Raw genomic sequence first — 22,793 nt, 5'->3', positions numbered from 1 at the left:
GCCGTCATTCCTTCACCGCGCCGGCGGTCAGCCCGGCGACGATGTATCGTTGCAGGAAGACGTAGAGCACCAGCACCGGCAGCACGCCGACGATGCTGGCGGCCATCAGTTCGTTCCAGCGAACCTCCTGATGGCCGAAGAACTGGTAAAGCCCGACGGGCAGCGGATTCAGGTGGTTCTTTGAATTGAAGGTCAGCGCGAACAGGAACTGTTGCGCATAGGCGGTGATGAAGGTCGTGATCGCGACGACCACCATGCCGGGTGCTGCGATGGGCAGGATCACCCGGCGCATCGTGTAAAGCCTGCTTGCACCATCGACATAGGCCGCTTCTTCAAGCTCGGCCGGGATGCGCATGAAATAGCTGCGCATCAGGAAAATCCCGGTCGGGACCGTAAAGGCAGCGCCGGGCACGATCATCGCGGCATAGGTGTTCAGCAGTCCCAGCGCCAGCATCAGCTTGTAAAGCGGGATGATCAGCACCGCCGCCCCCACCATCGACACTGCCAGGAACAGCGACAACAGCCCGTCGCGCAGCCTGAACTTGAAGCGGGCAAAGGCATAGGCCGCCGGGATCGAGCACAGCATGGACAGCAGCGTCACCGCCACCGCGATGCCGAAGCTGTTCGCGATCCACCGGCCCAGCATCGGCTGAGAGATCCAGATCTGGTGATAGTTCGACAGGTTCATCCCTTCGGCCATAAAGCGATAGGGGATGCGGAACACCTCGTTCAGCGGCCGCAGCGAGACCATGAACGCCTCGACAAAAGGGGCCAGCATGAAGGTCAGGAACAGGGCCATGCCGGCATAGATCAGGACGAGTTCCCACCAGCGATAGCGGTTGATCATCTTGCGCGTCCTTTTCGGGTCAGCCGGTTCAGCAACGTCAGATAGATCGCCGACAGGACCATCAGACAGATCAGGATCATCACGGCCCGGGCCGCGCCCTCGCCATAGCGGAAGCGGGCGATGGCCGTGCGGTAGGTGTCGATGATCATGGTCGTGGTCGAGCCGCGCGGCCCCCCCTCGGTCAGGATCCAGATGATCTCGAAGCTGTTGAACGTCCAGATCGTCGAAAGCAGCGCCATGGTCGTGATCGAGGGCATCAGCAGCGGCAGGGTGATCCGGCGGAAGCGATAGGGCCGCCCCGCGCCATCCGTCCAGGCGGCTTCGTAAAGATCCTTCGGGATCGTCTGCATCGCCGCCAGAAGATACAACGAGACCAGTGGCGTCCCGATCCAGACATCCGTCACCACGGTCGAGATGAACGCCGCCTGCTTGTAGGCCAGGAATTCGAACGGGCCGGAAAACAAACCGATACGCTGGCCAAGCCCCGAGATCATGCCGAACTGGCCGTTGTAGAGCCATGCCCACATGAAGCAGCCGACCGCGACCGGCACCACCCAGGGCGGCATGATAAGGATGCGAAACAGCGCGCGGCCCGGCACTGCCGCGTTCAGCAGCACCGCGCCGATCAGGCCCATGACCAGTTTCAGGCTGACGGACAATGCCGTCCAGACCAAAGTCCGCCCCAGAATCGGCCAGAAATCGCGCTGGAAGAACTTGGCGTAGTTGGCAAACCCGACATATTCCTGCGTCTGCTTCATCGAGGCGTCGGTAAAGGACAGCCGGAAGGTCTCGACCAGCGGCCAGGCCGCGATGACCCCGACCAGCAGCAGCGCCGGGACCAGAAGCAGGTAGGGAAAAGGATCCGTGCGTTTCATGCTGCCGCCCTGCCGGTCAGGGCCTCGTCAAACCGGGACCAGAAGGGGACAAGGTCGAAGACCCGGCCCTCGGTCCGGGCGCTGTCCATCGCAAGGGCGGTCGCGCCCGCCTCCAACGCGTCCGTGACGGTTAATGGAAGCGATGGCAGCTCGCCCCGCCAATGGGCTGCAAGGTCGCGGGCCATTGCGGCGTCTGCGCCATAATGGTGCTTCATGTCGCCCGCGGTGCCGATGTCGCGGTCGTCGATCAGGACCGCCCCGTCCTCGGCCCGCGTCAGCTTGAAATAGTTGCGGATGAAGTCGCCCTCGGCCATGCCCTGCGTGCCGATGACGGCAAAGCGCCGGAATTCATCGGGCGTGTTCAGGTTGGTGTGAAACGCCAGGCTCGCGCCGTTCTGATATTCGACCAGGGCCGTCTGATAGTCGATCAGGTCGCCCTGACCCGAATAGGCATCGGCCGTACCGCCCCAGCGGGGCGACATGACCTTAAGGTAATCCGGCCTTCCGGCGGGACGCTGTGCAGGCAGGTATTTTTTGCGCCCGCCAAAGCTTGCGACGCGCGCGGCCCTTGCCCCCGCGGCCCCCTGATAAAGGTCGAGGTCATGGCAGCATTTTTCCAGCATGAAGCCGCCCGACAGCGCGCTGTCGCGCCGCCAGTCTCGCATGAAGAAGCTGCCGTGATAGGGCGCGATATGCTCTGAGGCCTCGATCGACATGACCTCGCCGATCTGGGCGGCGGCGGCGCGCAGCGCGCGATAAAGGGCCGAATACCGCAACACCATACCAACTGCGATCCGCCCAACCCCGTCATGGGCGCGCAGCAGTCGCGCAAGTTCAAGCGTCTCGTCCAGCGAGATGACGACGGGCTTCTCGGCAAAGATATGGGGGGTGTCGCTGGCCAGAGCCAGGCGCAGGTGTTGCATGTGCAGGTGGTTCGGAGAGCCGATCAGCAGCAGGTCGAACCTGTGCCGCGCGAGCATGTCGGCCGGGTCGGCATAGCGATGGGCGGGGTCAGCCTCTACCAGCCGCGCATCATGCCCTGGGCCGGGATCGGCAACGGCAACAAGGTCGAGATCGGGGCAATTGTCGCGCAGAAAGGGAAGAATGGCCGCGATCCGATGGCCAAGGCCGATGATGCCGGTCTTCATCCCGTTCGTCATGCGGCCCCCTCCAGCGCCTTTTCCATGGCGACTCGCAGGGCGCGGACATTCTCGGGCAGGGTTTGCGGTCGGCTGGCGGCGATATTGATGCGCGTGGCCAGTGCCTGATCGGCAACGACCGAGGTGCAGGAACTGTGCAGGTCATGCACGCCCGCCTGCAGCAGCATGGCCGCGTTCTCGGGCAGGACGCCACCGCCCGCCATGATCGTGATCCGGTCCCCGGCCAGACGGCTCAGCCGGGCCAGCCCCTCGATACCTTCCGGGGCCGATCGCGTCCCGCCCGCAGTCAGGATGCGGCAGGCGCCAAGCGCGATTGCCTGCTCCAGCGCCTCGTCAAGATCCGGGGCCATGTCGAAGGCGCGGTGGATCACCAGCTCCATATCCCCGGCCGCGTCGCGTAGGCGTGCCATGGTGTCAAGGTCAAGCCGACCGTCGGGCAGCGTGACGCCGGTCACGATCCCTGCCAACCCGGCGGCGCGAACGGCCGCGATGTCCAGAAGCGCTGCCTCGATTTCATCCGGGCTATAGGTGAAGCCGCCGGGTCGGGGGCGGATCATCGCGCAGACTGGGATTTCCGCACGCGCAGCCAAAGCGATCAGGCCGGGCGCAGGGGTCAGGCCGCTGACGGCCAGCGCGGCGCAAAGCTCGACCCTGTCCGCCCCGCCCGCGATGGCCGCGGCAAGTCCCGCGGGATCGTCCACGCAGACTTCCAGAAGCGGGGCGCCGGATTGTTCTTGCATGATGCCTCCCTTGCGTCACGATCCCGAGGCAACAGCAAAACAAAGTTTCTGTAAACTGATTTTTGTGCAGACCTAAAATTTTTTGGCGAGGATTTTAGTTTGACAAAACTATCGCGGTCGAAAACATTGTGGACACCACAGTTTATCACGGGGGCGTGCGGGCAGGGATGCAGCAGACACAGGACGACAAGCCGCTTCACGGCGCTGCCCTTTGGGCGGCGGTGCTGGCCGCGCGCGACTCGATGCCTGCCAAGCTGCGCGCCATCGCGGCCTTCGTGGCCGAGGATCCGTCCGACTTCATCCGCATGACCTCGCGCGAGATCTGCGGCAGGCTGGGAACGTCCGAGCCGACCTTGATCCGGTTCTGCCGCAGCCTTGGCTTCGCGGGTCTGGCCGAGTTCCGCATCGAGCTGGCCCTTGCCCTTGCTGCGCAAAGTGCCGGGACCGCCGTCCATCCCCTGGCCGACGACCGCCGTCTGGCCAACCCGGATGCGAAGCGCCGCATCGCGACAACCGCGATGGAACTGCTGCGGGACGATCATGCGATCCTGATCGACAATGGTTCGACCGTCGAGATCGTGGCCGAACTTCTGGGCCAAAGTGATGCCCATCCCGCGATGACGATCATGACCTCGGGGCTGGTGGTCGCCCAGCATGCGCTGCGCAATGGCCGTCACCGCGTCATGCTGACCGGGGGAGTCATCCGGCCCTCGACCGGGTCGCTGACCGGGCGGCTGGCCGAGGGCAGTTTGAATGGCATGAATTTCGACACATTCGTTATGGGCGCGGACAGCATCGACCCCGAGGGCGGCCTTTCGACCTATTCCGAGGATGAGGCCCATGTCACCCGCGCCATGGTCGAGGCGGCGACGCGTGTCATCGTTCTTGCCGACCACACCAAGTTTCGCGGCTCGCGCCTGCACCGGATCTGCGGATTGGCGCGGGTGGCGATCCTTGTCACCGACCGGATGCCCGCCGAGCCGATTTGCGCGGCGCTGGAAGGTGCGGGCGTCCGCCTGATCGTCGCCGGGGATTCGGCCCAGAACAGCAGGGAATGATCATGAACAGCTTCACGGCGCGGGAAATCGACGCGCAACCCGCGATCTGGCGCGAATGGGCGGCGCCCCTTGCCAGTCAGGCCGGGCAGATACGCGACTGGATCGCGTCGCGCGACCCGCGCGAGGTCTGGCTGTCCGGTGCGGGCACCTCGGCCTATATCGGCGAGGTGCTGGCGCGACAACTGGGCGGAAATCTGCGTGCCCTGCCGACCACCGATCTGGTTTCGGTTCCGAAGCTTGCATTCGACGTGCCCGGCGGAATCCTGTCGATCCAGTTCGGACGCAGCGGTGACAGTTCCGAGAGCATCGGCTTGATCGACCTGCTGGACGCGCATCGCCCGGACATCGACCGGTTGCAGATCACCTGCAATGCGGACAGCGCACTGGCGCGGCGGCAAGGGCCGGGGCCGGGACAGACGCGGAGTCTGATCCTGCCGGGGGCGACCCATGATCGCGGCTTTGCCATGACGTCGTCCTTTACCACGCTGTATCTCAGCGCACTTGCCTGCCTTGATGCGCAGTTCGATGCCAAGGATGTCCTGCCCCGCCTTGCTGACGCGGCGCAGGCGGTTCTGCCGGACCTGTGGCAACACCCCGCGCCGCTTCCGGACCGGGCCATCTTCCTTGGCTCGGGCGCGTTGACCGGAATTGCGCGGGAATCTGCGCTGAAGGTGCTGGAGTTGACGGCCGGGAGGACGATCACGCAATGGGACAGCACGCTTGGATTCCGTCACGGTCCCAAGGCTGCCGTCGATGACCGCACCGCCGTCTTCGTGATGATCCATCCCGATCCGCGGGTCGCGCGCTATGACCATGACCTTGCGTCCGAAATCCGGCGCCAGTTTCCAGGCATTTCGGTGACGACCATTGGCCCGGGTTGCGACATATCGCTGAGCCTGACGGAAACGCCCGCCGATCCGGTGCTATACGTCCTGCCTGCGCAGATATTGGCGCATCGCTGGTCCGAAGCACTGGGATTGCCTGTTGACGATCCGTTCGCGGGGCGCAACCTGACACGGGTGGTATCGGGAGTAAGGCTTTACGAATGGCAGGCATGATCTGCGGCGCGATCGATCTGGGCGGCACCAAGATCGAGGCACGACTATTCGACGGAAACATGCAGACCATCGCGCTGAAACGCGCAGCCACTCCGCGCGAGGATTTCGAAAGCTTCATCGCCGCGCTGGTCCAGCAGATCCGCTGGCTTGAGAGTTCGGCGCAAGATCAGCATCTTCCTGTTGCTATCTCAATGGCGGGGCTGATCGACCCGCAAAGCGGGATCGCCACTGCGTCCAACATTCCGGTTTCGGGCCAGAACCTTGGCAAGGCGCTGCGCGACGCGCTGGGGCGGTCGCTTCCGATGGTGAACGACTGCATGGCCTTCGCCTATTCCGAGGCACATGGCGGCGCGGGCGAGGGTGCGGATTCTGTGCTGGGCCTGATCCTTGGGACCGGCGTCGGGGCTGGTTGGGTGATCGACGGTCATATTCCGCGTCGCAATGCCGGGCTTGCGGTCGAGATTGGCCATGTCGGTATGCCCGATCGTGCAATCCAGCGTCACGGCCTGCCAACATGGCCCTGTGGTTGCGGACGTGTGGCCTGCCATGAAAACTATGTTTCGGGCACCGGGCTGCGGCGGATCGCGGAATGGGCCGGGATCGCCGAGTGCGATCCAGCGGTGATCGCGGGCCACGCAGCACAGGATGCCAATGCGGCGCGGGTCATGGGGATCTGGGCAGATCTGACGGGCGAGATGCTCTACACCGCCCAACTGATTCTGGATCCGCAGGTGATCGTGTTGGGCGGCGGGCTGTCCAATATTGCCGGCCTGCCCGAGATGCTGACCGCAGCACTGGGGAGATTGCGGCTGGGGCAGGTGCGCCTGCCCGAGATCAGGGTCGCCCGGCATGGTGACAGTTCCGGTGCCCGAGGGGCCGCCCTGATGGCCCGTGCCGGAATGACCGGAGAATCGCAATGACCTCGACCTTTCACCCAGGCGTCGGCTCATGCTGATTGCCGCCGACCGTTGCTGGATCGACGGTGCACTGGTTCCCGACCTGGCGGTCGAGGTCGTGGCTGGCCGTGTCTCGGCCCTGCGCCCGCTTGGAAGCGACCGCCCCGACCAGCGCGTGGCGCTGTTGATGCCGGGTTGCACCGATCTTCAGGTCAATGGCGGCGGCGGGGTGCTGTTCAATGCCGACCCGACTCCGCATGGGATTCAGGTGATTGCCGCCGCTCATCACCGGCTTGGGACCGCGCAGATCCTGCCGACGGTCATCACCGATGCTCCCGAGGTGATGGAGGCTGCCGCCGACGCGGTCATCGCGGCCTTCGGGCAACCCGGAATCGCGGGCATCCATATCGAGGGCCCGCATATCGCGGTGGCACGCCGCGGCACGCATGACCCTCGCTTCATCCGGCCCCTCGACGCGCGAACGATGGTGGTCCTGCGGCGGCTGCGCGCGGCCGGGATTCCCGTGCTGCTGACACTCGCGCCCGAACTGGCTGAACCGGCCTTGCTGCGCGAAGCGGCCGCGTTGGGCGTTGTGCTGTCGGCCGGCCATACCACGGCCACGGCGGATCAGGCACGGGCGGGGATGGCGGCCGGGGTTACCATGTTCACCCATCTTTTCAACGCGATGCCACAGATGACCTCGCGTGAGCCCGGCATCATCGCAGCGGCCATCCTGTCCGAGGGCTGGTGTGGGCTGATCGCCGACGGCGTCCATGTCTCGGCCGAGATGCTGCGCGTGGCGATGCAGGCCCGCCCGCGAACGGATCGGTGTTTTCTTGTCTCGGACGCCATGCCGACGGTCGGAGGGCCGGATCGATTCACGCTTTACGGCATGGACATCCATGTCCAGAACGGAGCGCTGGTGAACAGCCAAGGCTCGTTGGCGGGGGCGCATATAGACATGCTGGAATCGATGCGGCGTCTGATCGCGATGACCGACCTGTCGCTTGAACGGGCGATCGCGATGGCGACTGATCTGCCCCGGCAAGCGATGGGGCTGCCGCGCCTGGCCCTCGCTTCCGGTGTTCGGATCCGCGACCTGTTGGCATTGGATGACAGCCTGAACATGCTGCGCCTTCCGGACTAGTGGCGGTTTGGGCTTTCGACTGCTTGCTCCGCAACATTGCGCCACAAATGCCTGAAAACCGGAAATGATCTGATTTATGACGCCGGCATCGCGGAAATTTCTATACTTATCGACAGATGCGGAATTGTTGACAGGCCCAATAATCATACTTTATCCCTAACAGCAGAAGGTTGAGGAGCCTTCTCAGGGGAGGAAAAATAATGAATCGCAAGCTTCTTGCGGCCAGTTCGGTCGCGTGCCTGATGCTGTCCGGCGCGGCCTTTGCCGCCGACCTGACCGTCGGGTTTTCCCAGATCGGGTCCGAATCCGGGTGGCGGGCTGCCGAAACGACGGTGACGCAGCAACAGGCCAAGGAACGCGGGATCGACCTGAAATTTGCCGATGCTCAGCAGAAGCAGGAAAACCAGATAAAGGCCGTCCGCGGCTTTATCGCGCAGGGTGTGGACGCCATCCTGATCGCTCCGGTCGTCGCGACCGGCTGGGACGACGTTCTGGCCGAAGCCAAGGATGCCGAAATTCCCGTCATCCTGCTGGACCGCCAGATCGACGCGCCCGAGGATCTGTATCTGACCGCCGTTACCTCGGACCAGGTCTATGAAGGCAAGGTCGCGGGCGAATGGCTGGTGAAGGACGTCGGCGACAAGGCCTGCAAGGTGGTCGAGCTTCAGGGCACCACCGGGTCGTCCCCGGCGATCAACCGCAAGAAAGGCTTCGAAGACGCCATCGCCGGCCATGCCAACATCACCATCGCCCGCAGCCAGACCGGTGACTTCACCCGGACCAAGGGCAAGGAAGTGATGGAAAGCTTCATCAAGGCCGAAAATGGCGGCAAGGATATCTGCGCCGTCTATGCCCATAACGACGACATGGCGGTCGGCGCGATCCAGGCGATCAAGGAAGCCGGCCTGAAGCCCGGCACCGATATCAAGGTCGTCTCGATCGATGCCGTGCCGGACATCTTCCTGGCCATGTCCGAGGGCGAGGCCAACGCCACCGTCGAACTGACGCCGAACATGGCCGGCCCCGCCTTCGACGCGCTCGACAAGTTCCTGGCCGACGGCACCCAGCCGGCAAAATGGATCCAGACCGAGTCGAAACTGTTCACCCAGGCCGATGACCCCAAGGGCGTCTACGAGTCCAAGAAGGACCTCGGCTACTGAGTGGCTGAGGGGCGGGGTGCCATAAGCTCCGCCCCTCTCCCTTTTGGGAAATAACGCATGACAGATGATGCGCTGCTTTCGGCGCAGGGAATCGACAAGTCGTTCTTTGGTGTCAAGGTTCTGGACAATGTCGACTTCACCCTGCGGGCGGGCGAGATCCATGCCCTGCTGGGCGAAAACGGGGCGGGCAAGTCCACGCTGGTCAAGATCCTGACCGGGGCTTATCGCCGCGATGCGGGCCGAATGCAGCTGGCCGGGGCCGAGGTCGAACCGCGCTCGGTTGCCGAGGCGCAGGATCTGGGCATCGGCACGGTCTATCAGGAGGTGAACCTTCTCGACAACCTGACCGTTGCCGAGAACCTGTATCTGGGCCGCCAGCCACGACGCATGGGTCTGGTCGACCGGCGCAGGATGCGCGCGGATGCGACCGGGCTTCTGGCGCATTACGGCATCAACGCCGACCCCGATGAAACCCTTGCCCATTACCCGGTGGCCGTCCGCCAGATCATTGCAATTGCCCGCGCAGTCGACCTGTCCGGCAAGGTGCTGTTCCTGGACGAACCCACCGCCAGCCTTGATGCGCGCGAGGTTCAGGCGCTGTTCGGCGTGCTGCGCCAATTGCGCGCACAGGGTATGGGTATTGTCATCATCACCCATTTTCTCGATCAGGTTTACCAGATCGCCGATCGCGTCACAGTGCTGCGCAATGGCCGCATGATTGGCAGCCGGGCGATCTCCGAGCTTCCGCGCCGCGAACTCGTCTCGTTAATGCTGGGCCGGGAACTGGCCGAGGCGACGGGGCATCGCGATCCCGGCGCGGTCGTGCCCGATACCCCCGCTGCTTTCCGGTTCGAGGATTACGGCAAACGCGGTTCGATCGCGCCGTTCAATCTGGATATTCGGCCGGGAGAGGTCGTGGGGATTGCCGGGCTTCTTGGTTCTGGCCGGACCGAGACCGCACGCCTGCTGTTCGGCATCGACCGCCCAGACAGCGGTCGCGCCAGCGTCGATGGTTCGCCAGTGATCCTGCATTCACCTGAGGACGCGATCTCGAACGGCTTCGGCATGTGCCCCGAGGAGCGCAAGACCGATGGCATCATCGGCGATCTTTCCGTCCGTCAGAATATCGTCTTGGCGCTTCAGGCGCGGCGGGGCTGGTCGCGTCCGGTCCCCCGGCGCGAGGCCGATGCGCTGGCGGATCGGTATATCAAGGCGCTGGACATCCGTCCGCCCGATCCGAATCGTCCGATCAAGTTCCTGTCCGGCGGCAATCAGCAAAAGGCGATCCTGGCCCGCTGGCTGGCAATCGATCCGCGGCTGCTGATCCTGGACGAACCGACCCGAGGCATCGACATCGGCGCCCATGCCGAGATCATCAATCTGATCGGCAAGCTGCGCGAAGGCGGGATGTCTTTGGTCGTGATCTCGTCCGAGATCGAGGAACTGGTCGCCTTCTCGACCCGCGTGATCGTGCTGTCGGACCGTCATCATGTCCGCGAACTTACGGGTGCGGAAATCACCGCCGAAGCCATTGTCGAGGCCATGGCCGTGCCCGGAGACGCCGCATGAGCAAACTGAAGCAACTTCGCCCGCAGTTGTTGGCGTTGGCCGTGGTGCTGGTGCTGATCGGATTGATCTCTCCCGGTTTCTTTTCTGTCACGGTGCAGAACGGGCGGCTTTACGGCAGCCTGATCGACGTGGGTGTGCGCGTCGCACCGGTGGCGCTGCTGGCCATCGGAATGACGCTTGTCATTGCGACCAAGGGCATCGACCTGTCGGTTGGGGCGGTCATGGCGATCACGGGGGCAGTTGCGGCGACGCTGGTCGCGGATGGTCACCCGGTTCCCGTGGTGCTGGCGGTATCGCTGCTGCTTGGACTTGCCTGCGGCATCTGGAACGGCGTGCTGGTGGCGTTTCTGGACATCCAGCCAATCATCGCAACGCTGATCCTGATGGTCGCGGGGCGAGGCATCGCGCAGCTCGTCACCGGGGGGGTGATCCTGACGTTCAACGACCCGGCCTTTTCCTTTATCGGCTCTGGCGCGGTCCTTGGGATTCCGATGCCGATCCTGATCTGGCTGGCGATGGGGCTGGTGGTCGGATTGCTGGTCCGCCGCAGCGCACTTGGCTTGTTGATCGAGGCGGTGGGGATCAACCGGCGCGGCTCGATGTTGGTCGGGGTGCGCGCGCGGTTCCTGATCCTGGCGACCTATGCGATCTCGGGTCTGTGTGCGGCCATGGCGGGGATGATCGTGACCGCCGATATTCACGGCGCCGATGCGAACAATGCGGGACTGTGGCTGGAACTTGACGCGATACTTGCGGTGGTGATCGGCGGTACCTCGCTGGCAGGGGGGCGGTTTTCGATCACCGCTTCGCTGATCGGGGCGCTGATCATCCAGGCATTGAACACCGGGATTCTGATCTCGGGCTGGCCGCCAGAATTCAACCTGATCGTCAAGGCCGTGGTCATCGTCGCCATTCTGACGCTTCAATCCCCAGCGGTCGCGGATGAACTGGCAGTATTGCGCGACATGCTGCGCCGCCGTCGAGGTGCCCAGAAATGATCCGAGCCCGCAACCTTCCCTTCGTCGCGACAGTGCTGATCTTTCTGGTCGCCTATGGGCTTTGCGTCCTGCAATTCCCGAACATGCTGTCCTTTCGGGTCGCCGGAAACCTGCTGACGGACAATGCCTTCCTGGGCATCGCGGCGGTCGGCATGACCTTCGTGATCCTGTCGGGGGGGATCGACCTGTCTGTCGGCGCGGTCATCGCCTTCACCTCGGTATTCGTCGCGGTCCTGATCCGGGCCGGGGTCCATCCAGCAATCGCCTTCGGACTGGCACTGGTGATCTCGACCGGGTTCGGGGCACTGATGGGGCTGACGATCCACGCGCTGAAGATGCCCGCCTTTGTCGTGACGCTGGCGGGGATGTTCCTGGCACGGGGGGCGGCCTTCCTGATCTCGACCGATTCAGTGCCGATCAACCATGATTTCCTGCGCCTGCTGAAGGGGATCGCGATCCGTTTGCCGGACAAGGGCAAGCTGACCTGCCTGGCAATCCTGATGCTGCTGGCCTTTGTCGTCGGCGTCATCCTGGCGCATCGCACCCGGTTCGGCGCTAACGTCTATGCGATTGGCGGGTCCGAGCAGTCGGCCGAACTGATGGGCGTGCCGCTGCGCAAGACGATGATCCAGCTTTACGCATTCTCGGGCTTCATGGCCGGCTTGGCGGGGCTTGCCTATACGCTTTACACCTCGGCCGGCTATTCCTTGGCGACGGTCGGGGTCGAACTGGACGCGATCGCGGCGGTGGTCGTGGGCGGCACCCTGCTGACGGGGGGCGCCGGGCTGGTGCTGGGCACTTTGTTCGGGGTACTGATCCAGGGTTTGATCCAGACCTATATCGTCTTTGACGGAACGCTTTCGTCGTGGTGGACCAAGATCGTGGTGGGGCTGCTGCTTTTTGCCTTCATCCTGCTGCAACGGCTTATACTGATGGTCTCGGAACGACGGACGGCCATTCGCGCAGCTGCCGGAGGCTGATATGGGGGTTCTGCGTCGCCGCATGTTCGGAAACCAGCCGCGCAGCAGTCATGCCCGCGTGGTGGACGGGCTGGGGCGCGCGATCATTTCCGGCGAATTCGCTGAAGGAGAGACCCTTCCGGGCGACCCCCAGTTGCTGGAGCGGTTCGGCGTTTCGCGCAGCGTGCTGCGCGAGGCGATGAAGACACTGTCCGCAAAGGGCCTGATCTGCGCCAAATCCCGCGTCGGCACCCGCGTCAATCCACGCGACGACTGGAATTTCGTCGATTCCGACGTGATCTCGTGGAAGATGCAGGCGGGCATGGACCGGGAATTTGTCGTGCACCTGCGCGACATGCGGCTTGCGTTCGAACCGGCTGCGGCCCGGCTGGCCGCCCTTTACGCCACCAGCGAGGAAATCGTCGAGCTGTTCAGCATCGTCGCGCGCATCGACAATCCAAACCACAGCCGTGAATCCGTCGCGCAGGAGGATCTGAATTTTCACCTTGCGGTGGCAGAGATGTCCCGCAATCCCTTCATGCGTTCGGTCACCACCCTGATCGAGGCGGCGCTGGCGGTCTCGTTCCAGATATCGTCTCCTGCGCTCAGCCCAGAGGGGATCTCTCGCTGCGCCTCGCAGCATCTGCGTATTGCAAGTGCGATCGCCGCGCGCGATCCCGATGCTGCCGACGCTGCGATGCGCGAAGTTGTGCTGGAAGGCGCCGAAAGAGCCAGCGAGGCGATCTGATCGCCGCCCGCGCGCCTGTTCCAGTCCCGCCAGCGGGAGCATTTGGACTTCCTGCCAGACGGCAGCCACGCTAGGCTTCCCAAAAAAGTGAGCAGGAGGCAGTGATGCGTATTTCATTCAGGCATACGGCAAGCTTTACGATCCTTGCGCTGGTCCTCGCCTCGTGCGGGGGCGGTGGCTATGGGCCAAGGGGCGGCGGCGTCAGCCAGCAAACCCAGGAAATCAAGTGGGGCCGCTATCAGAATCCGCCCGCCGCCAAGGTGGCGGGGATGCAAAGCTGGGTCGAGGGCTTCAAGGCGCGGGCGCGTTCGCAGGGGATCAGCGACGCAACGCTGAGCCTGGCATTCCGCGACGTGACCTATAACCCCGAAGTCATCCGCCGCAGCCAAAGTCAGGCCGAGTTCAAGAAATCCCTGTGGGAGTATCTGGAAAACGCCGTGTCGGAAAAGCGCCAGACGAATGGTCGCGCGGCGCTATCCCGCTTCTCCGGTCCGCTGAGCCGGGTCGAGGCGACCTATGGTGTCGACAAGGAGGTCGTGACCGCCGTCTGGGGCATGGAATCCACCTATGGCGAGCGGCGTGGCGACATGCCCCTGATCGAGGCGCTGTCAACGCTGAGCTATGAAGGATATCGCGGCGATTTCTTCCGCAGCCAGCTGATGGCGGCGCTGCGCATCCTGCAATCGGGCGATATCGACCCTGGGCACATGTCGGGCAGCTGGGCGGGGGCGATGGGGCATACCCAGTTCATCCCGACCACTTATCTTGCCTATGCCGTCGATTTCACCGGCGACGGCCGCCGCGACATCTGGTCGAACGACCCGACGGATTCGCTGGCCTCGACGGCGAACTACCTGGCGAAATCCGGTTGGCAGCACGGTCTGCCTGCGGCCGTCGAAGTGACCTTGCCGCCGGGATTCAACACCGGCCTTGCGGGCAAGGGCAAGCGGCGCAGCGTTGCCGACTGGCAGGCGCTGGGTGTCCGGCAGGCGACATCGCGCCCGCTGCCGCCCGCCGGAACCTCGACCGAGCTTCTGATCCCCGGCGGTCCGTCGGGTGCGGCCTTCCTGATCACGCGGAACTTCCATGCGATCTTGCGCTACAACAATGCCGACAGTTACGCGCTGGCGGTGGCGCTGCTGGCGGACCGGCTCAAGGGTTATCCGGGCCTGTCCAATCCTTGGCCCGCGGACGCGCCCGGCCTGCGCCTTGAACAGCGCAAGGAGATGCAGCGCCTGTTGACGGCGCGCGGCTTCGATACGCAGGGGGTGGATGGCAATGTCGGATCGAACACGATCTCGGCGATCCGGTCCTATCAATCCGCGCGCGGGCTTCCAGTGACGGGAGAACCCAGCGCGGCGCTGCTGGATCAGTTGCGGCGCGGCTGATGATGACAGGCCGCCCCCGCCTTGGCAGGGGCGGCCTTTTTCTCGATCCGGTCAGGCGTTGCGAAGCTCGCCCGCATCCTCGCTGTCCAGGATGCTGCGATCGGTCTGGCCCAGAACCTGCGACGTGATCGTTCCCGCGGTCATCGCGCCATTCACGTTCAGCGCGGTGCGGCCCATGTCGATCAGCGGCTCGACCGAGATCAGCAGTGCCACCAGCGTGACGGGCAGTCCCATCGCCGGAAGGACGATCAGTGCCGCCATGGTCGCCCCGCCGCCCACACCGGCAACACCGGCCGAACTGAGCGTGACGATGGCGACAAGGGTCGCGATCCATGCCGGATCAAGCGGGTTCACCCCGACGGTCGGCGCGACCATGACTGCCAGCATTGCGGGATAAAGCCCGGCGCAGCCGTTCTGTCCGATCGTGGCCCCGAACGACGCGGCGAACGAAGCGATGGTCTGCGGCACGCCCAGACGGCGGGTCTGGATCTCGACGCTCAGCGGGATCGTCGCGGCACTGGAGCGGCTGGAGAAGGCGAAGCTCAGCGCGGGCATGACCTTGCGGAAGAAGGTCATCGGATTCACCCCGGTCAGGGTCAGCAGCAGCGCGTGGACGCCGAACATGATTGCAAGACCCAGATACGAGGCGATGACGAACTTGCCGAGGTTCAGGATGTCGCCCGCGTTCGACGTGGCCGCCATCTTGGTCATCAGCGCCATGACGCCATAGGGGGTCAGGGCCATGATCAGGCGGACAAGTTGGGTGATCCAGCTTTGCATCAGGTCGATCAGCGCGATCAGGCGGTGGCCCTTTTCCGGGTCGCGGCTGACCAGCCGGATGGCCGCGGTGCCCAGGAAGGCTGCGAAGATCACCACCGAGATGATCGAGGTCGGATTGGCGCCGGTCAGGTCCGCGAAGGGGTTTTTCGGGATGAAGGACAGGATCAGTTGCGGCACCGTCAGGTCTGCGACCTTGGGCGCGTAATTGGTCTGCAGCGCCGTCAGCCGGGCGGATTCCGCCACGCCCTGCGCCAGGCCCTGCGCGCTGAGGCCGAAGCTTAGCGACATGATCACGCCGACCAGGGCCGCGATTGCGGTGGTCAGCAAAAGCGTGCCCAGCGTCAGCACCGAGATCTTGCCCAGCGATGACGCGTCGTGCAGCTTCGACACGGCATTCAGGATGGCCACGAAGACCAGCGGCATGACGATCATCTGAAGCAGTTGGACATAGCCGTTGCCGACGATGTTGATCCAGTTGATCGTCTGGGTGATGCTGGTCGAGCCGTTGCCTTCGGCCAGTTGCAGCGCGACGCCGAAGACCGTGCCGATGGCCAGCGCGATCAGCACGCGCACGGACAGGGAAAGGCCGCGCCCCTGCAGCCGGTAGATCCCGACCAGCAGCGCGACAAAGATGACGAGATTGAGAAGTACCGACGCCATGACGCATCTCCGGTAGTGTACGGGATGATATGTTTAGTCTTAGCTTTGCGCCGGGATAAGGGGCAGCAAAAAATAAGCACGGGCGATTTGGACAAGCGCCCGACGTGGCAACAAAGTTCCGGTCCGATCGAATGTCGGGGGACGGAATCTGGAGTTTTCCGGGAATATCAGGCCGGGTATTCGCCGAACGGGTCCAGAAGTCGGCAACCCGAGGGCTGGAAATCGGCGATGTTGCCGGTGACGACGGTCGCGTCATGGGCAATTGCGGTTGCCGCGATCAGAAGATCGGCCCCGTTATGCCCGATGCGCGCGGAAAGCCGGCCCCAGATCTGGGCCTCGGCCGCGCCAAAGGGCAGCAACCTGTCCGAGAACATCGTGACGGTGCGTGTCAGCCAGTCGCGAAGGTCGCGGGCAAAGGCCGGGTTGGTCGTCTCTTGCCGGGCGATGCCGCGCTCGATCTCGCCCACGGTGATGACCGACAGGTAAACTGTGGCCTCGTCCTGCCGTGAAAGCCAGGACTGGATCTGGGGGCTGCGCTCAGGCCGGCGCAGCGCCGAAAGGACGTTTGTGTCAAGGATCAGCATCGCTCAGAAGGACACGTCCCTTGGCGCGACCTGCGCCCGCGGGGCGGCGTCAGGCTCGGCAGGGAAGTTCGTCAGATGCGTGATGAACGAACCGCGCCGTTCAGTCGCGGCTGCCTGCATCCGGGCATATTCCGCAGCCGAAAGCACGACGACGGCGGGTTTTCCACGACGCGTGACCTGCTGCGGCTGTCCGGCAAGCGCTGCCTCGACCACGGCCGAGAACCGGTTCTTGGCGTCCTGAAGGGTCCACATGGCGTCCTCGATATGCTGGCTAGCTATCTGGCTAGATAGGTGCGGGATGATGCCTTGTCAAGAAAAACGCCCGGCGCAAGGTGGCGCCGGGCGTCTTCACTGCAGATTTTAAGGGCAGGTCAGGATACGCGCAGGCGAAGCTGGCGCGCGAACCACAGGGCTACCATGGTGCAGACTGCACCGGAAAGCAGGTAAAGACCCGCAGCCGGAAGGCCAAGCCAGGCTGCCAGAGCCAATGCCGCCAGCGGCGCGAAGCCCGCACCGAAGAGCCAGGCGAAGTCCGACACGATGGCCGAGCCGGTATAGCGGCGCTGCGGCTGGAACAGCGAGGCGACCGCACCCGAGCTTTGCCCGAAGCTAAGGCCCAGCAGGATGAAACCGACGATCATGTAGATCGCTTCGCCAAGCTGATTGCCAGCCAGCAGAAGGGGTGCGATCAGGCTGAAGATCGCGATGGCGACGGCGCCCCGGAACAGCAGTTTGCGGTGACCAATCCGATCCGCCAGCACCCCAGACAGGATGATCGCGACGAAGCCGAAGGCCGCGGCCAGCGACTCGATCAGCAGGAAGCTGGTCAAAGTCTCATTGGTATAAAGATAGATCCAGGACAGCGGGAACACCGTGACCATGTGGAACAGCGCAAAGCTTGCCAGGGGCACGAAGGCGCCGGCCAGGATCGTCTCGCCTTCGGTCTTGAAGGCTGCACGGAAGCTGGTCGGCTCCAGCTCGTGGTTCTGGAACGCCTCGGTATATTCCGGGGTCACGACGATGCGCAGGCGTGCGAAAAGGGCCACGACGTTGATCGCGAAGGCCACGAAGAAGGGATAGCGCCAGCCCCAGTTCAGGAAATCGGCCTGCGACATGTTCGACAGGAGATAGGCGAACAGCAGGCTTGCCACGATCAGTCCGACCGGTGCGCCAAGCTGGGGCACCATGACGTAAAGGCCGCGGCGACCTTCGGGGGCGTTCATGTTCAGAAGCGAAGGCAGGCCGTCCCACGCCCCGCCGAGGGCAAAGCCCTGACCGATTCGCAGAAGGCAGAGCACGGCGATCGAGATGCCGCCGACCTGATCATAGGACGGGATCAGACCCATGCCGACCGTCGAGGTGCCGAGGATCAGCAGCGCCAGCGTCAGCTTGACGCTTTTGCCATAGTTGCGGTCGATCACCGTGAAGAAGGCCGTTCCCAGCGGGCGTGCAAGGAATGCCAGCGCGAAGACGGCAAAGGACCATAGAGTCGCAGACAACGGATCGACAAAGGAAAAATACCTTTGCGGAAAGACGATGACCGAGGCGATCGCGAAGACGAAGAAATCGAAGAACTCGGACGAGCGACCGATGATGACGCCCACCGCGATATCCGAGGGGGAGACGTGATGACCGGGCGTCGCTTCACGGGGCAGGGTAGAGGTATTGGGAGTGGCTGCGCACATGTCTAGCTCACCTAATCAGGGGCTCCCGACAGCGTAGGGGGCGAGGGGACTTAAGGGCATTTAGTGGCTGCGTTCTTCGTCTGGTCAACGATGATGTTCAAGATGCGCAGGGTGTGGCAAATTGTCCTATGTCTGACGCAGTCACGATCCCTTAGGGGGTTGGCCCCATCTACACCTTCCCAATGCCCCCTCTTCAGGTGAGGTTACGGCTTTCATGCGTATACTCCCCCGCTTGGCGCGCTTTGTCGCGCTTGCTCCCGTTTTCCTGGCACTGTCCGCCTGCAAGTTGGAGGTTCTGAAACCCTCCGGCGATATCGCGGAACGCCAAAAGGATCTGCTTCTGGCCTCGACCGGCCTGATGCTTATCATCATCATTCCGGTGATGGTGCTGATCGTGCTGTTCTCGTGGCGCTATCGCGCTTCGAACCGCAACGCGACCTATAAGCCCGACTGGGACCACTCGACCAAGTTCGAGCTGGTCATCTGGGCAGCACCGCTGCTGATCATCATCTGCCTTGGTGCGCTGACCTGGGTCGGCACGCACCTGCTGGACCCCTATCGTCCGCTGGACCGGCTAAGCGCCAGCCAGCCGGTTCCCGACAAGGACCCCTTCCGGGTTGAGGTCGTGGCGCTGGACTGGAAATGGCTGTTCATCTATCCCGAACAAGGCATTGCCACGATCAATGAACTGGCCGTGCCGGTCGACCGCGAGGTCGAGTTCAGCCTGACCTCTTCTTCGGTGATGAACGCCTTCTACATTCCGGCCATGGCGGGCATGATCTATGCCATGCCGGGCATGGAGACGACGCTGCACGGCGTCTTCAACAATACCGGCGAATATCAAGGCCTTGCCTCGCATTATTCGGGCCACGGCTTCTCGGGGATGCGGTTCAAGACGCACGCGCTTGAACCGGCCGCCTTCGACGAATGGGTGGACGAAGCCCGTGCCGGTGGTGGAATGCTGGATCGTCAGCGCTACCTGGAACTGGAAGCGCCGTCCGAGAACGTGAAGCCGATGTCCTTCGCCGATGTCGATCCCGAGCTGTTCGACCGCGTCGTCAACATGTGTGTCGAGCAGAACAAGATCTGCATGGCCGAGATGATGGCGCTGGACGCGCAGGGCGGAACCGGCCTTGCCGGCACGATCAACGTCGCCCAGCTGACCCATGACAAGAACGTCCGCCGCGGGCTTGCCCGCCCGGTCCTGGGGCAAGAGCCCTTCATGGTCACCAGCTTCTGCACGCCCGCCGACTCGGCCCGCATGTTTGACGACCTGCGCCAGTCGCAGCCGGTCACGCGTGTGGACCAGTCGCCGATGCGCGGCATCGCGCTGCCCCGCCCCGAAAATCGCCTAGGCCTTGGCATCGACATGCCGCGGCTCATCCAGGACGCACGGCGGACCAACGCCGTCGAGCCCCAACTCTGAGCCGGAGTCCCAGATGGCCATTCCAACAAATGTCGAAACCACCTTCCTTCTGGGGCGTCTGAACTGGGACGCCATCCCGAAGGAGCCGATCGTGCTGGCGACCTTCGTGGTCGTCGCGCTTGGCGGCGTGGCGCTGCTTGCCGCGCTGACCAAGTTCAAGCTCTGGGGTTATCTCTGGAAAGAGTGGTTCACCTCGGTCGACCACAAGAAGATCGGGATCATGTACATGATCCTTGGCCTCATCATGTTCGTGCGCGGTTTCGCCGACGCGGTCATGATGCGCCTTCAGCAAGCCATGGCCTTCAACGGGGCCGAGGGCTATCTGAACGCGCACCACTATGACCAGATCTTCACGGCGCATGGCGTCATCATGATCTTCTTCGTGGCGATGCCTTTCGTCACCGGTCTGATGAACTATGTCGTGCCGCTGCAGATCGGTGCCCGAGACGTGTCCTTCCCCTTCCTGAACAACTTCTCGTTCTGGATGACGGTGGGCGGCGCGGTCATCGTGATGATGTCGCTTTTCGTCGGCGAATTCGCGCAAACCGGCTGGCTGGCTTTCCCGCCGCTGTCGGGTATCGCCTATAGCCCGTGGGTCGGCGTCGACTATTACATCTGGGGCCTTCAGGTCGCTGGTGTCGGGACAACATTGTCGGGGATCAACCTGATGGTGACGATCCTGAAGATGCGCGCGCCGGGCATGACCATGATGAAGATGCCTGTCTTCACCTGGACTTCGTTCTGCACGAACATCCTGATCGTGGCCTCGTTCCCGGTCCTGACGATGACGCTGATCCTGCTGACGCTGGACCGCTATGTCGGTACCAACTTCTTCACCAATGACCTTGGTGGCAGCCCGATGATGTATATCAACCTCATCTGGATCTGGGGTCACCCGGAGGTCTATATCCTTATCCTGCCGCTCTTTGGCGTATTCTCGGAGGTCACCTCGACCTTCTCGGGCAAGCGCCTGTTCGGCTATACCTCGATGGTCTATGCGACCGTCTGCATCACGGTCCTCAGCTATCTCGTGTGGCTGCACCACTTCTTCACGATGGGTTCGGGTGCCTCGGTGAACTCGTTCTTCGGGATCACCACGATGATCATCTCGATCCCGACGGGCGCGAAGCTGTTCAACTGGCTGTTCACCATGTATCACGGCCGCGTCCGCTTCGAACTGCCGATGATGTGGACCGTCGCGTTCATGCTGACCTTTACCATCGGTGGCATGACTGGCGTTCTGCTGGCGGTTCCCCCGGCCGACTTCGTGCTGCACAACTCGCTGTTCCTGATCGCGCACTTCCATAACGTGATCATCGGCGGCGTGGTGTTCGGGGTCTTCGCGGCGATCAACTATTGGTGGCCCAAGGCCTTCGGCTTCAAGCTGAACGTCTTCTGGGGCAAGGTCAGCTTCTGGTGCTGGGTCGTGGGTTTCTGGGTGGCCTTCATGCCGCTTTATATCCTGGGCCTGATGGGTGTGACCCGCCGGATGCGCGTCTTCGACGACCCGAGCCTGCAGATCTGGTTCATCATCGCCGGCATCGGTGCCTTCCTGATCGCTTGCGGTATCGGTGCGATGTTCGTCCAGTTCGGCATTTCCATCTGGAAGCGCAACGAACCCGAATACCGCGACGTGACGGGCGACCCGTGGAACGGGCGGACGCTGGAATGGGCGACCTCGTCGCCGCCGCCGGCCTACAACTTCGCCTTTACCCCGGTCATTCACGGGCTTGATGCCTGGGCCGAGATGAAAGAGGCGGGGGCTGCGCGTCCGCAGGCCAGCTACATCCCGATCCACATGCCGCATTACACCGGCTCGGGCGTGGTCCTGGCTGCGCTTTGCACGGTCTTCGGCATCGCGATGATCTGGTACATCTGGTGGCTTGCCATCCTGTCCTTCGTGGGCGTGGTCGGCTACGCGATCTATCACACGTTCAACTACGACCGGGATTACTACGTCCCCGCCGAAGAGGTTCGCGCGGTCGAGAATGCCCGCGACGCCCAATTGGCACAGGGAGCATGATGCGATGAGCACCGTTACCCAAATCCAGGGCCCGGCCGACTATTGGGAGACCGAGCCCCACCATCACCCGGAAGGTGCCTCGACCAATATCGGCTTCTGGGTCTACCTGATGAGCGACTGCCTGATGTTCGCAGTCCTCTTCGCGACCTATGGGGTGCTTCACGGCAACCTTGCGGCCGGGCCGGGTCCGAAGGACCTGTTCGACCTCGAGCTGGTGGCGGTCAACACCGCCATGCTGCTCTTCTCGTCGATCACCTACGGCTTCGCGATGCTTCGCATGGCCCGCGGCGACAAGGCGGGAACGCTGAAATGGTTGGCGATCACGCTGGTCTTCGGCCTGTGCTTCCTGTCGATCGAACTTTACGAGTTCAGCCACATGATCCACGAGGGGGCGGGGCCGCAGCGCTCGGCCTTCCTGTCGGCCTTCTTCACGCTGGTCGGCACCCACGGGCTGCACGTGACCTTCGGTTCGATCTGGCTGGTCACGCTGATGGTTCAGGTCACCAAGTTCGGCCTGACCGCGGCCAACCAAAGGCGCCTGATGTGCCTCAGCCTGTTCTGGCACTTCCTGGACCTGATCTGGATCGGGGTCTTCACCGTCGTCTATCTCATGGGGGTGATCTGATGGCACATTCGCATAACCATCATGGCGCGGACCATGGCGCGCATCACGGCCATGACGACCACCACGATCATGGCAGCTTCAAAAGCTACATGACCGGCTTCGTGCTGGCGGTGATCCTGACTGTGATCCCCTTCGGCATCGTCATGGGCGGGGGCTTCGACAGCCGCGCTCTGACCATCGCGGTGGTCGTGCTGTGCGCGGCGGCGCAGGTGCTGGTCCACATGATCTACTTCCTGCACATGAACAGCTCGTCTGAAGAAGGCTGGACGCTTCTGTCCACCATCTTCACCGTGATGATCGTCGTCATCATGCTGGCAGGTTCGCTGTGGGTCATGTTCCACCTGAACACGAACATGATGCCGCAGATGAACCACGAATTGCAGGTCATGCCATGATATCGCGCGCGG

22 protein-coding genes are annotated in these 22,793 nt (G+C 63.3%); 14 read left to right on the top strand and 8 right to left on the bottom strand.

From position 1 onward, the window contains the following. Window positions 1–4 precede the first annotated feature (4 nt). Genes ACO2Q4_RS21295 through ACO2Q4_RS21280 form a run of 4 tightly spaced genes read right to left on the bottom strand, consistent with a single transcriptional unit; the run spans window position 5 to window position 3,622 of the window. The gene (locus tag ACO2Q4_RS21295) at window positions 5–847 is read right to left on the bottom strand and encodes a carbohydrate ABC transporter permease (RefSeq protein ID WP_311761023.1); all 843 of its coding nucleotides are present in this window, start codon (window positions 845–847) and stop codon (window positions 5–7) included. Then, complete coding sequence (locus tag ACO2Q4_RS21290; RefSeq protein ID WP_423321781.1) at window positions 844–1,722, bottom strand: carbohydrate ABC transporter permease; 879 nt, start codon at window positions 1,720–1,722, stop codon at window positions 844–846. The genes ACO2Q4_RS21295 and ACO2Q4_RS21290 overlap by 4 nt, the downstream gene beginning before the upstream one ends. Beyond that, on the bottom strand, window positions 1,719–2,882 hold the full coding sequence (locus ACO2Q4_RS21285; protein WP_423321779.1) for a Gfo/Idh/MocA family protein: 1,164 nt from the start codon (window positions 2,880–2,882) through the stop codon (window positions 1,719–1,721). The genes ACO2Q4_RS21290 and ACO2Q4_RS21285 overlap by 4 nt, the downstream gene beginning before the upstream one ends. Beyond that, window positions 2,879–3,622 carry a copper homeostasis protein CutC gene (locus ACO2Q4_RS21280; RefSeq protein WP_423321777.1) on the bottom strand — a complete coding sequence of 248 codons (744 nt, stop codon included), beginning with the start codon at window positions 3,620–3,622 and terminating at the stop codon, window positions 2,879–2,881. Before ACO2Q4_RS21280 ends, ACO2Q4_RS21285 begins: the two co-directional genes overlap by 4 nt. A 128-nt stretch (window positions 3,623–3,750) precedes the next feature. Here ACO2Q4_RS21280 and ACO2Q4_RS21275 point away from each other — a divergent pair, with 128 nt between their 5' ends. The 10 genes from ACO2Q4_RS21275 to ACO2Q4_RS21230 all read left to right on the top strand — a co-directional run bounded on the left by ACO2Q4_RS21275 (window position 3,751) and on the right by ACO2Q4_RS21230 (window position 14,603). Further along, entirely contained in the window at window positions 3,751–4,680 is a 930-nt protein-coding gene (locus ACO2Q4_RS21275; RefSeq protein ID WP_423321775.1) for a DeoR/GlpR family DNA-binding transcription regulator, read from the top strand. A 2-nt stretch (window positions 4,681–4,682) separates the two neighbouring features. Continuing rightward, window positions 4,683–5,738 (top strand): phosphosugar isomerase, encoded by a 1,056-nt coding sequence (locus ACO2Q4_RS21270; protein WP_423321773.1) that lies wholly within the window; start codon window positions 4,683–4,685, stop codon window positions 5,736–5,738. Continuing rightward, window positions 5,726–6,658, top strand: coding sequence for an ROK family protein (locus tag ACO2Q4_RS21265; protein ID WP_423321771.1), 933 nt, complete (start codon window positions 5,726–5,728; stop codon window positions 6,656–6,658). Before ACO2Q4_RS21270 ends, ACO2Q4_RS21265 begins: the two co-directional genes overlap by 13 nt. 28 nt (window positions 6,659–6,686) lie before the next feature. Next, window positions 6,687–7,781: an N-acetylglucosamine-6-phosphate deacetylase gene (locus ACO2Q4_RS21260; protein ID WP_423321769.1), complete on the top strand. Its 1,095-nt coding sequence runs from the start codon at window positions 6,687–6,689 to the stop codon at window positions 7,779–7,781. A 200-nt stretch (window positions 7,782–7,981) separates the two neighbouring features. After that, window positions 7,982–8,941 (top strand): galactofuranose ABC transporter, galactofuranose-binding protein YtfQ, encoded by a 960-nt coding sequence (ytfQ, locus tag ACO2Q4_RS21255; RefSeq protein WP_311761031.1) that lies wholly within the window; start codon window positions 7,982–7,984, stop codon window positions 8,939–8,941. Window positions 8,942–8,998: 57 nt separating this feature from the next. After that, a complete protein-coding gene (locus ACO2Q4_RS21250; RefSeq protein ID WP_423321767.1) occupies window positions 8,999–10,510 on the top strand; it encodes a sugar ABC transporter ATP-binding protein in 1,512 nt (503 codons plus the stop codon). Further along, a complete protein-coding gene (locus ACO2Q4_RS21245) occupies window positions 10,507–11,508 on the top strand; it encodes an ABC transporter permease (protein WP_423321765.1) in 1,002 nt (333 codons plus the stop codon). The genes ACO2Q4_RS21250 and ACO2Q4_RS21245 overlap by 4 nt, the downstream gene beginning before the upstream one ends. Beyond that, window positions 11,505–12,488: a galactofuranose ABC transporter, permease protein YjfF gene (gene yjfF, locus ACO2Q4_RS21240; protein ID WP_423321763.1), complete on the top strand. Its 984-nt coding sequence runs from the start codon at window positions 11,505–11,507 to the stop codon at window positions 12,486–12,488. The genes ACO2Q4_RS21245 and yjfF overlap by 4 nt, the downstream gene beginning before the upstream one ends. Window position 12,489: 1 nt before the next feature. Further along, complete coding sequence (locus tag ACO2Q4_RS21235; protein ID WP_395135462.1) at window positions 12,490–13,215, top strand: FadR/GntR family transcriptional regulator; 726 nt, start codon at window positions 12,490–12,492, stop codon at window positions 13,213–13,215. Window positions 13,216–13,319: 104 nt separating this feature from the next. Next, window positions 13,320–14,603, top strand: coding sequence for a lytic murein transglycosylase (locus tag ACO2Q4_RS21230; RefSeq protein ID WP_311761036.1), 1,284 nt, complete (start codon window positions 13,320–13,322; stop codon window positions 14,601–14,603). Between the two features lie 51 nt (window positions 14,604–14,654). Here the strand turns inward: ACO2Q4_RS21230 and ACO2Q4_RS21225 are convergent, their stop codons facing one another. The 4 genes from ACO2Q4_RS21225 to ACO2Q4_RS21210 form a co-directional block, all read right to left on the bottom strand. Further along, window positions 14,655–16,043, bottom strand: a complete 1,389-nt coding sequence (locus tag ACO2Q4_RS21225; protein WP_423321760.1) for an L-cystine transporter — start codon at window positions 16,041–16,043, stop codon at window positions 14,655–14,657. A gap of 167 nt (window positions 16,044–16,210) precedes the next feature. Further along, on the bottom strand, window positions 16,211–16,627 hold the full coding sequence (locus tag ACO2Q4_RS21220; RefSeq protein ID WP_311761038.1) for a type II toxin-antitoxin system VapC family toxin: 417 nt from the start codon (window positions 16,625–16,627) through the stop codon (window positions 16,211–16,213). 3 nt (window positions 16,628–16,630) lie between these two features. Then, window positions 16,631–16,879 carry a type II toxin-antitoxin system Phd/YefM family antitoxin gene (locus ACO2Q4_RS21215; protein ID WP_311761039.1) on the bottom strand — a complete coding sequence of 83 codons (249 nt, stop codon included), beginning with the start codon at window positions 16,877–16,879 and terminating at the stop codon, window positions 16,631–16,633. 119 nt (window positions 16,880–16,998) lie between these two features. Continuing rightward, window positions 16,999–18,312 carry an MFS transporter gene (locus tag ACO2Q4_RS21210; RefSeq protein WP_311761040.1) on the bottom strand — a complete coding sequence of 438 codons (1,314 nt, stop codon included), beginning with the start codon at window positions 18,310–18,312 and terminating at the stop codon, window positions 16,999–17,001. A gap of 214 nt (window positions 18,313–18,526) precedes the next feature. Here ACO2Q4_RS21210 and cyoA point away from each other — a divergent pair, with 214 nt between their 5' ends. Genes cyoA through cyoD form a run of 4 tightly spaced genes read left to right on the top strand, consistent with a single transcriptional unit; the run spans window position 18,527 to window position 22,781 of the window. Then, entirely contained in the window at window positions 18,527–19,738 is a 1,212-nt protein-coding gene (cyoA, locus tag ACO2Q4_RS21205) for a ubiquinol oxidase subunit II (RefSeq protein WP_423321755.1), read from the top strand. Between the two features lie 13 nt (window positions 19,739–19,751). After that, window positions 19,752–21,761, top strand: a complete 2,010-nt coding sequence (gene cyoB / locus ACO2Q4_RS21200; RefSeq protein WP_311761042.1) for a cytochrome o ubiquinol oxidase subunit I — start codon at window positions 19,752–19,754, stop codon at window positions 21,759–21,761. Window positions 21,762–21,765: 4 nt separating this feature from the next. Then, window positions 21,766–22,386 (top strand): cytochrome o ubiquinol oxidase subunit III, encoded by a 621-nt coding sequence (gene cyoC, locus ACO2Q4_RS21195; protein ID WP_395135470.1) that lies wholly within the window; start codon window positions 21,766–21,768, stop codon window positions 22,384–22,386. Further along, window positions 22,386–22,781, top strand: coding sequence for a cytochrome o ubiquinol oxidase subunit IV (gene cyoD, locus ACO2Q4_RS21190; protein WP_311761044.1), 396 nt, complete (start codon window positions 22,386–22,388; stop codon window positions 22,779–22,781). The genes cyoC and cyoD overlap by 1 nt, the downstream gene beginning before the upstream one ends. Window positions 22,782–22,793 lie beyond the last annotated feature (12 nt).

Source organism: Paracoccus sp. KR1-242 (assembly GCF_049446195.1).
In the GTDB taxonomy this organism is placed as follows: Bacteria; Pseudomonadota; Alphaproteobacteria; order Rhodobacterales; family Rhodobacteraceae; genus Paracoccus; species Paracoccus broussonetiae.
The sequence above is the reverse complement of the archived record's forward strand: the minus strand, read 5'-3'. Positions and strand labels throughout refer to the sequence as shown.

Bases quoted from the DNA above. Each gene is read 5' to 3' on its own strand.
- ACO2Q4_RS21295 (WP_311761023.1), bottom strand. From the start codon at position 847: ATGATCAACCGCTATCGCTGGTGGGAACTCGTCCTGATCTATGCCGGC.
- ACO2Q4_RS21290 (WP_423321781.1), bottom strand. From the start codon at position 1,722: ATGAAACGCACGGATCCTTTTCCCTACCTGCTTCTGGTCCCGGCGCTG.
- ACO2Q4_RS21285 (WP_423321779.1), bottom strand. From the start codon at position 2,882: ATGACGAACGGGATGAAGACCGGCATCATCGGCCTTGGCCATCGGATC.
- ACO2Q4_RS21280 (WP_423321777.1), bottom strand. From the start codon at position 3,622: ATGCAAGAACAATCCGGCGCCCCGCTTCTGGAAGTCTGCGTGGACGAT.
- ACO2Q4_RS21270 (WP_423321773.1), top strand. From the start codon at position 4,683: ATGAACAGCTTCACGGCGCGGGAAATCGACGCGCAACCCGCGATCTGG.
- ACO2Q4_RS21265 (WP_423321771.1), top strand. From the start codon at position 5,726: ATGGCAGGCATGATCTGCGGCGCGATCGATCTGGGCGGCACCAAGATC.
- ACO2Q4_RS21260 (WP_423321769.1), top strand. From the start codon at position 6,687: ATGCTGATTGCCGCCGACCGTTGCTGGATCGACGGTGCACTGGTTCCC.
- ytfQ (WP_311761031.1), top strand. From the start codon at position 7,982: ATGAATCGCAAGCTTCTTGCGGCCAGTTCGGTCGCGTGCCTGATGCTG.
- ACO2Q4_RS21250 (WP_423321767.1), top strand. From the start codon at position 8,999: ATGACAGATGATGCGCTGCTTTCGGCGCAGGGAATCGACAAGTCGTTC.
- ACO2Q4_RS21245 (WP_423321765.1), top strand. From the start codon at position 10,507: ATGAGCAAACTGAAGCAACTTCGCCCGCAGTTGTTGGCGTTGGCCGTG.
- yjfF (WP_423321763.1), top strand. From the start codon at position 11,505: ATGATCCGAGCCCGCAACCTTCCCTTCGTCGCGACAGTGCTGATCTTT.
- ACO2Q4_RS21235 (WP_395135462.1), top strand. From the start codon at position 12,490: ATGGGGGTTCTGCGTCGCCGCATGTTCGGAAACCAGCCGCGCAGCAGT.
- ACO2Q4_RS21230 (WP_311761036.1), top strand. From the start codon at position 13,320: ATGCGTATTTCATTCAGGCATACGGCAAGCTTTACGATCCTTGCGCTG.
- ACO2Q4_RS21225 (WP_423321760.1), bottom strand. From the start codon at position 16,043: ATGGCGTCGGTACTTCTCAATCTCGTCATCTTTGTCGCGCTGCTGGTC.
- ACO2Q4_RS21220 (WP_311761038.1), bottom strand. From the start codon at position 16,627: ATGCTGATCCTTGACACAAACGTCCTTTCGGCGCTGCGCCGGCCTGAG.
- ACO2Q4_RS21215 (WP_311761039.1), bottom strand. From the start codon at position 16,879: ATGTGGACCCTTCAGGACGCCAAGAACCGGTTCTCGGCCGTGGTCGAG.
- ACO2Q4_RS21210 (WP_311761040.1), bottom strand. From the start codon at position 18,312: ATGTGCGCAGCCACTCCCAATACCTCTACCCTGCCCCGTGAAGCGACG.
- cyoA (WP_423321755.1), top strand. From the start codon at position 18,527: ATGCGTATACTCCCCCGCTTGGCGCGCTTTGTCGCGCTTGCTCCCGTT.
- cyoB (WP_311761042.1), top strand. From the start codon at position 19,752: ATGGCCATTCCAACAAATGTCGAAACCACCTTCCTTCTGGGGCGTCTG.
- cyoC (WP_395135470.1), top strand. From the start codon at position 21,766: ATGAGCACCGTTACCCAAATCCAGGGCCCGGCCGACTATTGGGAGACC.
- cyoD (WP_311761044.1), top strand. From the start codon at position 22,386: ATGGCACATTCGCATAACCATCATGGCGCGGACCATGGCGCGCATCAC.